Below are 15,000 nucleotides of genomic sequence, written 5' to 3' on the forward strand. Positions count from 1 at the left end.
CAACGTCCAGCGGCGCGGGGGCCTGGCCCGCCTTCCGGCTGACCGGGGTCAACGGTGGAGCACCCCGACATGGGCAACGCACCCGCGACGGCCCTCGGCCTGGGCGCCATGGGCACCGCACCGGCCCGCGCCTGAGTCCGCCCGGGACGGGGGCATCAGCCCCGAGCTGCTCGCCCCGATCGGCGGCCTCATGGCCCGGCGCGTGGCCGACGGCCATGGCCATGAGGACCTCTCGGGGCTGGTCGAACTGCTCACCGAGTGACGCCTAGCCAGGCCTGGTGCTGCAGTCCGGCATCGCCGCGATGGGGAGGCGGGGTGTGGTGGATCCCTCCCCGGTGGACTGACGGGGGATCTGACGGGTGAGATGGAGCGGGGCGCCGGCCGTGGCCTCCGCGTCCGCCGGCTCGGCTACCGCGTCCGCCGGCTCGGCTACCGCGTCCGCCGGCTCGGCTACCGCGTCCGCCGCGCCGGTGTCCGCCGGGTCCGCCTCCGCCCGGTCCGCTTCCGCCGGGTCGGACTCCGCCCGCTGGGACTCCGCCTCCGCGCCGTCCACCGTCAGCATGACCAGGCCGGTGCTCGCGACCAGGGCCGCCACCAGGGCCAGCAGGGCCCCCGGGGTGCCGTGCCGGAAGTGCTCGCCCAGCGCGGCGATGCCCACGGCCGTCGCGACCACCGGGTTGACGACGGTCGCCGTCGCCAGCGGCGAGGCCAGCCCGGCGCCCCGGTAGGACGCCTGGGACAGCAGCATCCCGCCCGAGGCCAGCAGCCCGATCATGACCAGGCTGGGCAGGGCGTCCTCCCAGGAGTCCCAGGTCCACGCCACGGCCACGTTCTTGGTGAACACCGAGGAGACACCGAAGGCGGTGCCCGCGGCGGCGGCCAGCAGCCCACTGCGGACGCCGGGCCGCCGCAGCCAGCGCGCGGAGGTGGCCAGCGCGACAATGGTGCCGACCGTGACCACGGTCAGGATGATCCGCTCCTGGTCGGCCAGCGCCTCGGCCTGCGAGGAGCCGGCCAGCGAGAGCAGCCCGGCCAGCCCGGCGGTGGCCAGCACCGCGCCCCGCCAGCCGGCCGCGCCGACCCGGCGCCGCACGAACACCGCCGCCATCGGCAGCGCGAAGACGATCGTCAGAGCCCCTAGGGGTTGCACCACGCTCAGCGGACCGTAGGCCAGGGCGAGCACATGGAGGACCGCACCCGTCCCGTTAAGGGTCACCGCGGCCCACCAACTCCCGCGCCGCAGGGGCGCGGACGTGTGGCGCGGCGTCGTTGCCGCGACATGCTCCTGGAGGATGGCTCCGGCGGCGTAGCAGACCGCCGAGACCAGTGCCAGCAGCACAGACAGCGCGAGGGAGGTCACGTCGCGGCCCCCTGGGCCGATTGGTCGTCGTCCATGCCCTCATCTTTGACGGTGAGACACCCTCCCGTCGTCGTCCTTGAGCACAGGCTTGTGCGTACTACTTGCGTAGTACGGCGCGCCACCAGTGGGGGGCCTTGGCGGCGGCCGTGCGGGCCCGCTGCAGCAGTTCGTTCTGCGGTTCGGCCGGGCGGTAGACGGTGAGTGCCCCGGGCTGCTTGTCGAGCAGCAGCGAGTCCTCCGGGGTGGAGGCGACCTCGCCGTCGTAGGCGCGGGTGTCCACCCCGTCCAGGCCGGACAGACGCAGTTGGCGCATCCGCCGCGTCGTATAGACATGGGAGCGCCCCAGCGTGCCGGTGAGCGCCGAGACGATCAGCCGGGTACGGGCCAGCCGCTCTTCCCCGTCGATCGCCCGGACGTCCAGCAGCCCGTCGTCGAGCTGCTGGCGGTAGGCGGGCGCGAAACCCTCGGGGGAGTAGCGGCCGTTGCCCACGAACAGCACCCACAGTCGCCGCCGCCGGCCGTTGACCTCCATCTCCATGGGGGTCGCGGTACGCAGCACCCGGGTGAGCGCGACCGCGGCCGCGGGCCATTTGCCGAGCCGGCCCTCCAGGTTTTCGCGGATCCGCACCAGCTCGGGGTAGAAGCCGATGCTGAAGGTGTTGACGAAGTGGTGGGGCTCGCCGTCCGGGGCCCCGTCAGCGGTGACCGGGGTCGCCCGGGCCAGGTCCACGGCGATGGCGTCGCCCTCGGTCACGGCGTGCGCGGTGTCCTCGAAGGCCGGTACGCCGAGGTCCAGGGCGAAGTGGTCGAGGGTGCCGCCGGGGAACACGGCGAGCGGCAGCCCGCGTTCGGCGGCGAGCGTGGCCGCCGCGTTGACGCTGCCGTCCCCGCCGCAGATGCCCAGGGCCCCGGCGCGTTCGGCGGCGCGGCGGGCGGCCTGGGTGAGCATCGTCATGAAGTCGTCGTCGGGCCCGCACTCCAGGATCTCGGCGGCCGGCAGCAGCACGCGCAGCTGCTCGGCGACCGTGAATCCGCCCGCCGGGCCGCCGGCGCCCGCCCGCCGGTTGACCAGCACGACCAGTCCCTCGCCCTTGGGCAGGGCGGGCGCCGAGACCCGCGGCCGGGCCTGCGCCGGGACCTCGGGCCGCGGCGGCCAGTAGCGGCAGGTGAGTGCGGCGGCCCCGACGCCCAGGGCGACGCCCGCCAGGACATCGCTGGGGTAGTGGACGCCCACATAGACCCGGGAGGCGGCGACCGCGGCGGCGAGCGGCGCGACCATGGCGCCGTACCGGGAGGACTCGATGGCGACCCCGGTGGCGAACGCGGCGGCCGAGGCCGCGTGCCCGGAGGGGAAGGAGCTCGTCCACGGTTGCCGGCGCAGCCGCCGGACCAGAGGAACGCCGTCGAGGACGGGACGCCTGCGGTCCACGGTCCACTTGACCACGATGTTCGACGCGAGCGAGGCGGCGGCCAGCGAGCCGACGCCCCGCAGCGCGGCCCGCCGCGCGGTGCGCCCGCCGACCGTCGCGAGCACACCGGCCGTGCCGAACCACAGCCGGCCGTGGTTGGCGGCCTGGCTGAGCCGGGGCAGCAGGGGGTGAGCGCCGCGGACCCGGCCGGCCGCGACCCGTGCGAACACCCGACGGTCGAAGTCACTGATGCGTCTCATGGCCGATGGGTATCCCGGAACGGCCAGGGGCACGCGTCATCGGTCCCTCGGTGTGATCAATCCCCCGGGCAGCCTCCCGTTCTCCGGGGCGCGGTAGTCAGCGTTGGTGCAGGTGGTGCCGCCCATAGCGCGAGGAGCGCGGCGAGCAGCGCGGCCACGGACAGCGCGGAAGTCCGTGGCCGCGCTGCCCGCCGCTTCCCCGCGCGGGCCGTCCCGGCGCACGCCCCCGTAGCCCCCGAGCGCCCCACCCCTTCTGCAGTCATCTGCCCCGCTCCCTTCCTGTCCAGCTCACCACGGGTGGCGCCGCATGGCCACCTGGCGCGGGAACATCCCCGGATTCCGGCCCCGCCGTCCATTCCTTGTCCACACCATGAGAATCGACGCGCGGAGCGGTGAACGGCTGGTTAACCTGACGACAGATCCGGTTCAGCCGACACGAGGGAGTGTGCGGTGACCCCCGAACAGACACAGAGCGACGAGTCGCACGCGGACAGCGGCGGGCGGTGCGCGGAACCCACGGAAGTGGGCAGTCTGGAGGTGTGGGCACGCTCCGCGCCGATCCGCCTCGCGGGTTATGAGGACGACCTGGCCGAGCCGCATATCCTCCAGAGCGTGGACTGACGGAGCGGCGTATTCGCTCGCCGGGTTCGCCGCCGCCGGGCCCGGCGATCCGCCGTTTCCTGGCAACAAGCGGACATCACGGCCGCCGCCCGGCTGCTCGTCCCGCTGTACGTTCGCCCGGCCGTCGATCCGCACCCCTGGCGGGTGCGGGAACAGGCCGCCGGTTGGGGCTGCGTGGGGTGCTCCTCAACATGGCCGACGGACCGCGCAACCGCCCAGGTCCCCGGTTCGCCGCGGCCGCTGTACAGCTGCGTGCCGCGGCCCACGCCGCGCTGCTGCCCGGCTGCCCGCCGGCCCGGATACGCCGCCCTCGCCGATCTGCGGGTGACCTTCGAGGGCCGCTCGGACACCTACCGGCACACCGGGGTGCCGGACATCGACTCCGCCGTGATCAAGGCGCCCTGACGCCGGGCCAGTTCCGCACGGTGCGGCGAAGCGGCTCGCGCTCGGCTCGGTGCGGGGGCGGCTGACGCCGGACGCCGCCTCCGCGGACCACACCACTATTCGGCCATTTTCGACAACGGGGTGGGCCGGGCTCACACTTCAGTGTCCCTGTCACGCCGTCGGCCGACGACGCCCCCGAGATCGCGTGTGTCAAGGGTCGCGCCCCACGACGCGGCGATTGGCAACTTGCTGCCGTAAGGGAAGCAGTGGCGCTCAGAAGCGGTTTGCTGAGTCAAGCAGACCAAGCAGACGGGCTTGGGCGGGAGTCAGGGGAGGGGGCACCGCTCGGCGCCGGTGCGGCAGGGGGGATCCAAGACGAGGTGGCCCTGGACGGGGGTCAGGGCCGCCCGTGGCGCAGGCGGCGCCGGGGAGATTCAGCCCCGGCGCCGCCTCCCGGCCACCGTATGACGGCCTAGAGTCACGAACCATGCAGAACTCCGCGAACATCGCCGGAACGGACCGTCCGGACCTGGTCGACACCGCAGCGCTGATCGAGGACCCGTACCGGGTCCTGGCGAAGCTCCGGGAGGCCGGTCCGGTCCACCGGATCGCCGGCACCGACGGACGGCCCGCCTGGCTGGTCACCCGCTACGACGATGTGCGGCAGGCGTTCGCCGACCCACGCCTCTCCCTGGACAGGCGCAACGCCGCTCCGGGCAACTACGGCGGCTTCTCCCTGCCGCCCGCCCTGGACACCAATCTGCTCAACATGGACCCGCCGGACCACACGCGCGTCCGCCGGCTGGTGGTCAAGGCGTTCACCCCCGGCCGGGTCGAGAAGATGCGCGAACCGGTCAGGCGGGTCGCCGACGAACTGCTCGACGCCATCGAGCCCGACGGCCACGCGGATCTGCTCGCCACCTACGCCGGGCAGCTGCCCATCATCGTCATCTGCGATCTGCTCGGCGTCCCGCAGCGCGACCGGCGCGACTTCCGCGCCTGGAGCGACGCGCTGATCACCCCCGACCCGGCGCGGCCGCAGGCGGCCAAGGAGGCGGTCGGCAGCATGCTGCGCTTCTACACCGGCCTCATGGCGCACAAGCGCGCCGAGCCCGGTGACGATCTGCTCTCGGACCTGATCAAGGTCCGGGACGACGAGATGGGCGACGGCGGCGACCGGCTCACCGAGGACGAGCTGACCTCGCTTGCCTTCCTCATCCTCCTCGCGGGCTACGAGAACACCGTCCATCTCATCGCCAATTCCGTGCTCGCCCTGCTCGACCACCCCGAGCTGCTCCACGAGCTGCGCGCGGACCCCGGCGGGCTCCCGGCCGCCTTCGACGAGCTGGCGCGCTTCGAGAGCCCGGCGCCGCTCGCGATCCGCCGCTTTCCCCTGGAGGACATCGAGATCGGCGGGGTGACCATCCCCGCCGGGGAGACCGTTCTGCTCTCGGCCGCCTCCGCGCACCGGGATCCGGCGCAGTTCCCGGACCCGGATCAACTCAATCCGCATCGTGGCCGGTCCGGCCACCTTGCGCTCGGTCACGGCATCCATTACTGCCTCGGCGCCCCGCTGGCCCGGCTGGAGACGGAGACCGCGCTGGCCGCGCTGCTGAGCCGCTTCCCGGGGCTGCGGCTGGACGTTCCCAGGCAGGAGGTGCGGTGGCGGCCCTCGATCCGCGCACGTGGCCTGATCTCGCTCCCTGTCGCATGGTGAGCGGGGAAGCGAACAGATTTTTGATGCATAACCCCCTGCCGATGCGGTAAAAAGGTCCTCGAGCCCGTCCGGTGTGCATCCCCCGTCGCACCGGGCGGGCCGCTGTGGTTCCGCCGTTACGCCGCCCCTCCTGGCGGCCACGGGGCGTACCGGCCGGTAATCCGGCGCGACCAGGGGGGCGGCCGAGCGGACCAGGGGGGCGGCGGCGAGAGCAAGCTCACAGCCGATTCCTCTGCTGCGACTTAAGAAGATCGCACTAGCCTCCGCCTCATGACGGTCCTGCCCGACGGGCTTTCCCTAGCCGACGAATTCCCAGAAGTGACGCGAGACACATGGCGCCACCTCGTCGAAGGCGTGCTGCGTAAAACCGGCACATCGGACGCCGTGGGCGTACAGGCCGAAGCGGCCCTCGCGACCGAACTCGAGGACGGAATCTCCGTCCGCCCCCTCTACACCGCCGAGGACGCCCCCGAGGACCCCGGATACCCCGGTTTCGCCCCGTTCGTCCGCGGCGGCCGGGCCGAGGGCTCCGCCGTCTCCGGCTGGGACGTACGGCAGCGCCACGCCCAGCCCGACCCGGCCCGCGCCAACCAGGCCGTCCTCACCGACCTGGAGAACGGCGCCGGCTCGGTGTGGCTCGCGGTCGGCGCGGCCGGAGTGCCCGTCGACGCCCTCCCCGAGGCCCTCCAGGGCGTCTATCTCGACCTCGCCCCCGTCGTCCTCGACGCGGGCGCCGACTTCGAGGCCGCCGCCCGCGCGCTGCTGCGGCTGTACGACGACCGGCAGGTGCCGCCGCACGCGGCGCTCGGCAACCTCGGCGCGGACCCGCTGGGCCTGGTGGCCCGCACCGGCCGGGACGAGGAGCTGGCCGCCCATCTGGCCGCCGCCGCCGACTTGGCGGTGACCTGCTACCGCGACCACCCCGGGGTGCGGGCCCTCACCGTGGACGCGCTGCCGTACCACGAGGCCGGTGGCAGCGTGGCCCAGGAGCTCGGCTGCTCGCTCGCCGCCGGCGTGGCCTACCTGCGCACCCTGACCGAGGCCGGGCTGAGCGTCGAAGCGGCCTGCGCCGAGCTGGAGTTCCGCTACGCGGCCACCGCCGACCAGTTCCTGACCATCGCCAAGCTGCGCGCCGCCCGCCGCCTTTGGGCGCGCGTGGCGCAGGCGTGCGGCGCGGCCACGGCCTCGTTGGAATGTGCCCAGCGCCAGCACGCGGTGACGTCGCCGGTGATGATGACCCGGCGCGACCCCTGGGTGAACATGCTCCGCACCACCGTCGCGAGCCTGGCCGCGGGCGTCGGCGGCGCCGACGCGGTCACCGTGCTGCCCTTCGACAGCGCGATCGGCCTCCCCGACGACTTCGCCCGGCGCATCGCCCGCAACACCTCCACGATCCTGCTGGAGGAGTCCCAGCTGGCCCGGGTGATCGACCCGGCCGGCGGCTCCTGGTACGTCGAGCGGCTCACCGATGACGTCTCCCGCGCCGCCTGGGCCTGGTTCCAGGAGATCGAGCGCGCCGGAGGCCTGGCCGCAGCCCTCGCCTCCGGGCTGGTGCGCGACCGGCTGGCGGACACCTGGGCGCGCCGCTCGCGCGACCTCGCCCGCCGTAAGGAGCCGATCACCGGCGTCAGCGAGTTCCCGAACCTCGCCGAGCAGCCCGTCGAGCGCGAGCCCGCGCCCGAGCGGCCCGGCGGCGGGCTGCCGCGGGTGCGCCGCGACGAGGCGTACGAGGCCCTGCGGACCCGCGCCGACGCGTACCGGGCGGCACAGGGCGCGCGGCCCAGGGTCTTCCTGGCGGCGCTGGGCCCCGCCGCCGCGCACAGCGCCCGCGCCTCCTTCGCCGCCAATCTCTTCCAGGCGGGCGGCATCGAGGCGGTCCACGAGCCGGTCACCGTGACGGCCGAGACCGTCGCCGACGCGTTCACCGCGAGCGGCGCCCGCGTGGCGTGCCTGTGCTCCAGCGACACGCTGTACGCGCAGGAGGCCGCGGCCGTCGCCGAGCGGCTGAAGGCCGCCGGGGCGGTACGGGTCCATCTGGCCGGACGGCCGGGCGAACGACAGGATGAGTACGAGCGGGCCGGGGTGGACGGATTCGTCTTCGCGGGCTGCGACGCGGTCGAGGTCCTCTCCTCGGCCCTGGACATCATGGGGGTGGCGTGATGGCGGGCGGTCCGGTGGAACCCGGGAAGATCCCGGACTTCTCGACGGTCGATCTCGAAGGACCGGCCGCGGCGGCGACGACGGCCGGATCCGGCGCCTGGGCCGCCGCGGTGCAGGACAGCGTCGGCAAGGGCGTCGAGGACCTGGTGTGGGACACCCCCGAGGGCATCGGGGTCAAGCCGCTCTACACCGCCGAGGACCTGGAGGGGCTCGACTTCCTGGGCACCTACCCCGGCGCCGCGCCCTATCTGCGCGGCCCGTACCCGACGATGTACGTCAACCAGCCGTGGACCATCCGGCAGTACGCGGGCTTCTCCACCGCCGAGGAGTCCAACGCCTTCTACCGCCGCAATCTCGCGGCCGGCCAGAAGGGCCTGTCGGTCGCCTTCGACCTGCCCACCCACCGCGGCTACGACAGCGACCATCCGAGGGTCACCGGCGACGTCGGCATGGCGGGCGTGGCCATCGACTCCATCTACGACATGCGGCAGCTCTTCGACGGCATCCCGCTGGACAAGATGAGCGTGTCGATGACGATGAACGGCGCGGTGCTGCCGGTGCTCGCGCTCTACATCGTCGCCGCCGAGGAACAGGGCGTGGCGCCCGAGAAACTGGCCGGGACCATCCAGAACGACATCCTTAAGGAGTTCATGGTCCGCAACACCTACATCTATCCGCCGCAGCCGTCGATGCGGATCATCTCCGACATCTTCGCCTTCACCTCGCAGCGGATGCCGCGGTACAACTCCATCTCCATCTCCGGCTACCACATCCAGGAAGCCGGGGCCACGGCCGATCTGGAGCTGGCCTACACCCTCGCCGACGGGGTGGAGTATCTGCGGGCCGGCCTCGAGGCCGGGATGGACGTGGACGCCTTCGCGCCCCGGCTGTCCTTCTTCTGGGCGATCGGCATGAACTTCTTCATGGAGATCGCCAAGCTGCGGGCGGCGCGGCTGCTGTGGGCCAAGCTGGTCAAGCAGTTCGACCCGAAGAACCCCAAGTCGCTCAGCCTGCGCACCCATTCGCAGACCTCCGGCTGGTCGCTGACCGCCCAGGACGTCTTCAACAACGTGGCGCGCACGTGTGTCGAGGCCATGGCCGCGACCCAGGGCCACACCCAGTCGCTGCACACCAACGCGCTGGACGAGGCGCTCGCGCTGCCCACCGACTTCTCGGCGCGCATCGCCCGTAACACCCAGATCCTGCTTCAGCAGGAGTCGGGCACCTGCCGGGTGATCGACCCGTGGGGCGGCAGCGCGTACGTCGAGAAGCTCACCCACGACCTCGCACGGCGGGCCTGGCAGCACATCGAGGAGGTCGAGGCGGCCGGCGGCATGGCCAAGGCCATCGACGCGGGCATCCCCAAGCTGCGCGTCGAGGAGGCCGCGGCCCGCACCCAGGCGCGGATCGACTCCGGGCGCCAGCCGGTGATCGGCGTCAACAAGTACCGCGTGGACAGCGATGAGCAGATCGACGTCCTCAAGGTCGACAACTCGTCGGTGCGCGCCCAGCAGATCGACAAGCTGCGGCGGCTGCGCGCCGAGCGCGACGAGGCCGTCTGCCAGGACGCGCTGCGTGCCCTCACCGCCGCCGCCGAGTCCGGCCCCGGCACCGGTCTGGAGGGCAATCTGCTGGCGCTCGCCGTCGACGCCGCCCGCGCCAAGGCGACCGTCGGTGAGATCTCCGACGCACTGGAGAAGGTCTACGGGCGCCACTCCGGCCAGATCCGTACGATCTCCGGTGTGTACCGAGACGAGGCCGGACCGTCGTCCGGTGTGGACCGCACCCGGACCCTGGTCGAGAAGTTCGAGGAGGCGGAGGGCCGCCGCCCCCGCATCCTGGTCGCCAAGATGGGCCAGGACGGTCATGACCGCGGCCAGAAGGTGATCGCCACCGCCTTCGCCGACCTGGGCTTCGACGTCGACGTCGGCCCGCTCTTCCAGACCCCGGAGGAGGTCGCGCGGCAGGCGGTCGAGGCCGATGTGCACATCGTCGGCGTCTCCTCGCTCGCGGCCGGCCACCTCACCCTGGTGCCCGCGCTGCGCGAGCAGCTGGCCGAGGCGGGGCGCGAGGACATCACCATCGTGGTCGGCGGGGTCATCCCGCCGCAGGACGTCCAGACCCTGCACGAGGCCGGCGCCGCCGCCGTGTTCCTGCCGGGCACGGTCATCCCCGACGCCGCCCACGACCTGGTGAACAAGCTGGCAGCCGACCTCGGCCACGAGCTGTAGGCCATGCCGCGGACCATCGACATCGATGAGTACGCCAAGGGTGTGCTCGACGGCACGCGCGCGTACATCGCCCGCGCGATCACCCTCGTCGAGTCCACCCGGCCCGACCACCGCGCCCTCGCACAGCGGCTGCTGATCGAGCTGCTGCCGCACACCGGCGGGGCGCGGCGGGTCGGCATCAGCGGGGTGCCGGGGGTGGGCAAGTCCACCTTCATCGACGCCCTGGGCACGATGCTCACCGGGCTCGGCCACCGGGTCGCGGTGCTCGCCGTCGACCCGTCCTCCAGCCGTACCGGCGGCTCCATCCTGGGCGACAAGACCCGGATGGAGCGGCTGGCGGTCGACCCCAACGCCTTCGTACGGCCCTCGCCGAGCGCGGGGACACTGGGCGGGGTCGCGCGCGCCACCCGTGAGTCCATGATCGTCATGGAGGCCGCGGGCTATGACGTGCTGCTCGTGGAGACGGTCGGCGTGGGCCAGTCGGAGACCGCGGTGGCCAATATGGCCGACTCCTTTCTGCTGCTCTCCCTGGCCCGCACCGGGGACCAGCTCCAGGGCATCAAGAAGGGCGTCCTGGAACTGGCCGACGTCGTCACCATCAACAAGGCCGACGGCCCCCATGAGCGGGACGCGAAGTCCGCGGCCCGCGAACTGGCGGGCGCGCTCCGGCTGTTGCAGCCCCCGGACGCGCCCTGGAACCCGCCGGTGCTCACCTGCAGCGCCCGTGAAAACACCGGCCTGGACGTGGTGTGGGAGCGGCTGGAACAGCACCGCCGGGTGCTGGAGGCCACCGGCGCGCTGGACGCCAAGCGGCGCGACCAGCAGGTCGACTGGACCTGGTCGATGGTGCGCGACCAGCTCCTGTCGCGGCTGCGTGCGCACCCGGAGGTACGGCGGCTCGGCCCCGACCTCGAACAGCAGGTCCGCGACGGCACGCTGACGGCGACGCTGGCGGCGGACCGGCTGCTGGAGGCGTTCCGGACGACGGACGGCTGACGCCCGTGGACGACACACCGGCGGCGGCGGCGCTGCGCGAGGCCGCCGCCGTGGGGCCGTTCTTCGCCCTGCGGACCGGTGCCGCGCCCGGCTCCGGCGGGCCGCGCGACGAGGGCTACGTACCGCTCGGCGCGACGTACACCGTGACGGGCGGGGCGGCGGCGCCCGCGCTGCTCACCCGCATCGACGCCGTCGCCACCAGGCTGGGCACCGGCGAGCGGCGGGTCGCGGCGTCCCTGGTCTTCCAGGGGCTCGCCGCCCGGCTGTGGTCCCTCGCCCTCGGCCCGGCCGCCCTGTCCGGCCACGTGCCCGATCTGCGCCCGGACGGGCTGTGGTGGAACCCCGCCCGCATCGCGCCCGACGACCTGTGGCACCCCGGCCCCTGGCGGGTGCTCGGCGAGCCCGGCGGACTCGCCGGATCGGTGGGCCAGGCCGTGTACGGCCATCTGCTGCCGCTGCACCTCGCCACCCGGGCCGCCTGCCGGGTCTCCGAGCGGCTGCTGTGGGGCAACGCGGCCTCGGCGCTCGCCGGTTCGCTGCGCGTGCTGCACGACTGGTGCCGCGCACAGGGCCGAGGGGAAGCGGCGGACCGGGCCACCGCGCTCGTCCGCGCCCTGCTGGAGACCCCGCCGCTGCGCGACACCGGCACTCCGGCCTCCTCGCCGCTCGCCTTCCGGCGCCGCACCTGCTGTCTCTACTACCGCGTGCCGGGCGGCGGGCTGTGCGGCGACTGCGTGCTGCGCCGACCCCCGTCGGCAGAACGCGGCACAGGTCACAGCGGTCGGACCTGATCCCCGCGGCCGGCGCTCGATACGGTGAGCGGGTGCCGATGAACGAGAACCTGTTCTCATCCTGGGCGGCTTGGCGCCGCCGTACCGCGTCACGTCTCGTCCACCGCGGATGGGACGCCGTCCGGCGCGCCGGCTCCGTGACGCGGGACCGCCCCGGCCGGTATCGCTTCGGCCGCATGGGCATTGGCACCCGGCTGGCGTTTCCCCAGGGCACCATCTTCGGCGAGCCGTGGATCCAGCTCGGCGACCACTGCGTCATCGGCGAGCAGGTGACGCTCACCGCCGGCATGATGCCCGGCCTCGACCTCGGCCCCGACCCCATCCTGCGCCTGGGCAACGGCGTGGTCCTGGGCCGGGGAAGCCATGTGATCGCCTCCCAGTCCGTGGAGTTCGGCGACGATGTCTTCTGCGGTCCGTACGTCTATGTGACCAGCGACAACCACTCCTACGACGACCCGGACCAGCCCATCGGCAGACAGTGGCCGCGCTCCGCCCCCGTCGCGATCGGCTCCGGCAGCTGGCTGGGCGCGGGGGCGGTGATCCTGCCGGGCGCGCGGCTCGGCCGCAATGTGGTGGTCGCCGCGGGCGCGGTCGTACGGGGTGAGGTGCCCGATCACGCGGTGGTCGCCGGAGCGCCGGCCCGGATCATACGGCGCTGGGTCCCCGAAGACGGCGGCTGGCAGCCCCCGCTGCGCACCCCCGCCCCGGTGCCGATACCCGAGGGCATGACGGCGGAACAGCTGATGGGGCTGGCCGAGCTGGCCGAGCTGGCCGAGCCGGACCCGACGGTCCCGGGTGACGGGGCGTCGTAGCAGGTCAGTAGAGTTTCGGATGGGCCGCCCCAGCCGCCTGGTGAGCCGTTGGCTGACCCTCCCCGACGTTCCCCCGACCGACGAGGTAACCCCCGTGAGCCCGCCACCCTCCGCAGTGACTGTCATCGGCATCGGCGCCGACGGATGGGACGGGCTCGCCGCCGCCGGCCGGGAGGCGCTGCGTACGGCCGAGGTCGTGATCGGCGGACCCCGGCAGCTCGATCTGCTGCCGGCTGGCTGCCCCGCCGAGCGGGTGCCGTGGCCGTCGCCGCTGCGCCCCGCGGTCCCCGGGCTGTTCGCCGCGCACGCGGGGCGGCGGGTGTCCGTACTGGCCAGCGGCGACCCCATGTTCTTCGGCATCGGCCGCACCCTGGCCGAGGTGCTGGGCGCCGAACGGCTGCGGGTGCTGCCGCATCCGTCGTCCGTCTCCTACGCCTGTGCGCGGCTCGGCTGGCCGCTGGAGAAGACCGAGGTGATCAGCCTCGTCGGCCGTCCCCTCGCCACCCTGGCCCGCGCCCTGTACGCGGGGCACCGGCTGCTGGTGCTCAGCGCGGGCGCCGACACCCCGGCCGAGGTCGCCGGCCTGCTGCGGGACCGCGGCTTCGGCCCCAGCCGGATGCGGGTGCTGGAACAGCTCGGCGGCGAGCGTGAGCGCCGTATCGAGGCGACGGCCGACGCCTGGGCCCACCCCCCGGGCGATTCCCTGAACGTCATCGCCGTCGACTGCGCTCCCGCGCCGGACGTCCGGCCACTGTCGGTGGCCCCAGGCCTCCCGGATGAGGCGTACGAGCACGACGGCCAGCTGACGAAGCGTCATGTCCGGGCCGCGACCCTGGCCGCGCTCGCCCCCGCCCCCGGCGAGCTGCTGTGGGACGTCGGCGGCGGCTCCGGCTCCATCGCCGTGGAGTGGATGCGCGCACACCGCACCTGCCGGGCGATCTCCGTCGAACGCGACCCCGTACGCGCCGAACGCATCGGCCGGAACGCCGCCGCGCTCGGCGTGCCGGGCCTGAACGTCGTCACCGGCGCCGCGCCCGCGGCCTTGACCGGTCTGCCCGTCCCCGACGCGGTCTTCATCGGCGGCGGCGCGACCGTCCCCGGGTTGCTGGAGGCGTGCTGGGCGGCGCTGCCACCGGGCGGCCGGCTCGTCGCCAACACCGTGACCCTGGAGTCCGAGGCGCTGCTCGCCGACTGGTACCGCCGCCACGGCGGCGAACTGATCCGCATAGCCGTCGCGCACGCGACCCCGGTAGGCGGCTTCACCGGATGGCGCCAGGCGATGCCGGTCACCCAGTGGTCCGCGGTCAAACCACCCGAATCCGCCGAACCGGCGGGGCCCACCAAGCCCGCAGGACCCGCTGAACCCGCTTCACCCGCTCAAGGAGAGACGCGATGACGGTGTACTTCATCGGCGCGGGCCCCGGCGCCGCCGACCTGATCACGGTGCGCGGCGCCCGTACGCTGGCGCGCTGCCAGGTGTGTCTGTACGCGGGCAGCCTGGTGCCACGTGAACTGCTCGACGAATGCCCGCCGGACGCCCGCCTCGTCGACACCGCCCGGCTTGACCTCGACCAGATCACCGCCGAGCTCGTCGCCGCCCACGAGGCGGGCCGCGACGTGGCGCGGCTCCACTCCGGCGATCCGTCGGTCTTCAGTGCCGTCGCCGAGCAGATGCGCCGCCTCGACGCGGCCGGGGTTCCGTACGACGTGGTCCCGGGCGTCCCCGCCTTCGCCGCCGCTGCCGCCGCGTTGAAGCGGGAGCTGACCGTGCCGACCGTCGGCCAGACCGTCATCCTCACCCGCATCGCCCAGCAGGCCACCCCCATGCCGGACGGGGAGGACCTCGCCACCCTCGGCCGCAGCGGCGCCCTGCTCGTCCTGCACCTGGCCGCCCGTTACGTGGACCGCGTGGTCGCCGAACTCCTCCCGCACTACGGCGCCGACTGCCCGGCGGCGGTGGTCGCCATGGCCAGCCGCCCGGACGAACTCGTCCTGCGCGGCACGCTGGACGGCATCGCGGCCCAGGTGAAGGCGGCGGGCGTGGTCCGGACGGCGGTCATCATGGTCGGCCGCACCCTGGGCGCGGAACAGTTCCGCGACAGCCATCTCTACTCCCCGGACCGCGAGCGCCCGCACGAGCCGTGCGACGCCCCCTCCGGCGGCGCCGACACCGCACGGTGACGCGCTGTTAGCCTTTAGCCCGAGCCTCAGCGTCAGGCTCAGGCCGGACGACCGTCCGGGGCGCGGGGAGCGCGGTGG

12 protein-coding genes are annotated in these 15,000 nt (G+C 73.7%); 10 read left to right on the forward strand and 2 right to left on the reverse strand.

What is annotated here, in order from left to right; all coding sequences use genetic code 11:
• Positions 1–265: 265 nt before the first annotated feature.
• Together ABZS71_RS05215 and ABZS71_RS05220 are read right to left on the reverse strand one after the other, a co-directional pair.
• Positions 266–1,360, reverse strand: coding sequence for a DMT family transporter (locus ABZS71_RS05215; RefSeq protein WP_356207706.1), 1,095 nt, complete (start codon positions 1,358–1,360; stop codon positions 266–268).
• A 97-nt stretch (positions 1,361–1,457) separates the two neighbouring features.
• Positions 1,458–3,029: a phosphatase PAP2 family protein gene (locus tag ABZS71_RS05220; RefSeq protein WP_356207707.1), complete on the reverse strand. Its 1,572-nt coding sequence runs from the start codon at positions 3,027–3,029 to the stop codon at positions 1,458–1,460.
• Between the two features lie 450 nt (positions 3,030–3,479).
• Here ABZS71_RS05220 and ABZS71_RS05225 point away from each other — a divergent pair, with 450 nt between their 5' ends.
• The 10 genes from ABZS71_RS05225 to cobM all read left to right on the forward strand — a co-directional run bounded on the left by ABZS71_RS05225 (position 3,480) and on the right by cobM (position 14,922).
• A complete protein-coding gene (locus tag ABZS71_RS05225) occupies positions 3,480–3,650 on the forward strand; it encodes a hypothetical protein (RefSeq protein ID WP_355857519.1) in 171 nt (56 codons plus the stop codon).
• A 252-nt stretch (positions 3,651–3,902) separates the two neighbouring features.
• Complete coding sequence (locus ABZS71_RS05230) at positions 3,903–4,055, forward strand: hypothetical protein (RefSeq protein WP_355857522.1); 153 nt, start codon at positions 3,903–3,905, stop codon at positions 4,053–4,055.
• A 466-nt stretch (positions 4,056–4,521) separates the two neighbouring features.
• Complete coding sequence (locus ABZS71_RS05235) at positions 4,522–5,751, forward strand: cytochrome P450 (protein WP_356207709.1); 1,230 nt, start codon at positions 4,522–4,524, stop codon at positions 5,749–5,751.
• Between the two features lie 270 nt (positions 5,752–6,021).
• Positions 6,022–7,911 carry a methylmalonyl-CoA mutase small subunit gene (gene mutA / locus ABZS71_RS05240; protein ID WP_356207710.1) on the forward strand — a complete coding sequence of 630 codons (1,890 nt, stop codon included), beginning with the start codon at positions 6,022–6,024 and terminating at the stop codon, positions 7,909–7,911.
• Positions 7,911–10,142, forward strand: a complete 2,232-nt coding sequence (gene scpA / locus ABZS71_RS05245; RefSeq protein WP_356207712.1) for a methylmalonyl-CoA mutase — start codon at positions 7,911–7,913, stop codon at positions 10,140–10,142. The genes mutA and scpA overlap by 1 nt, the downstream gene beginning before the upstream one ends.
• Before the next feature lie 3 nt (positions 10,143–10,145).
• Complete coding sequence (gene meaB / locus ABZS71_RS05250) at positions 10,146–11,138, forward strand: methylmalonyl Co-A mutase-associated GTPase MeaB (protein ID WP_356207714.1); 993 nt, start codon at positions 10,146–10,148, stop codon at positions 11,136–11,138.
• Between the two features lie 5 nt (positions 11,139–11,143).
• The gene (locus tag ABZS71_RS05255) at positions 11,144–11,929 is read left to right on the forward strand and encodes a (2Fe-2S)-binding protein (protein WP_356207716.1); all 786 of its coding nucleotides are present in this window, start codon (positions 11,144–11,146) and stop codon (positions 11,927–11,929) included.
• Between the two features lie 32 nt (positions 11,930–11,961).
• Positions 11,962–12,741, forward strand: a complete 780-nt coding sequence (locus tag ABZS71_RS05260; protein ID WP_356207717.1) for an acyltransferase — start codon at positions 11,962–11,964, stop codon at positions 12,739–12,741.
• Between the two features lie 94 nt (positions 12,742–12,835).
• On the forward strand, positions 12,836–14,137 hold the full coding sequence (cbiE, locus tag ABZS71_RS05265; RefSeq protein ID WP_356207719.1) for a precorrin-6y C5,15-methyltransferase (decarboxylating) subunit CbiE: 1,302 nt from the start codon (positions 12,836–12,838) through the stop codon (positions 14,135–14,137).
• Complete coding sequence (gene cobM / locus ABZS71_RS05270; RefSeq protein WP_356207720.1) at positions 14,134–14,922, forward strand: precorrin-4 C(11)-methyltransferase; 789 nt, start codon at positions 14,134–14,136, stop codon at positions 14,920–14,922. The genes cbiE and cobM overlap by 4 nt, the downstream gene beginning before the upstream one ends.
• The last annotated feature ends 78 nt before the right edge of the window (positions 14,923–15,000 follow it).

Source organism: Streptomyces sp. NPDC005393, from assembly GCF_040606675.1.
Classification (GTDB): Bacteria; Actinomycetota; Actinomycetes; order Streptomycetales; family Streptomycetaceae; genus Streptomyces.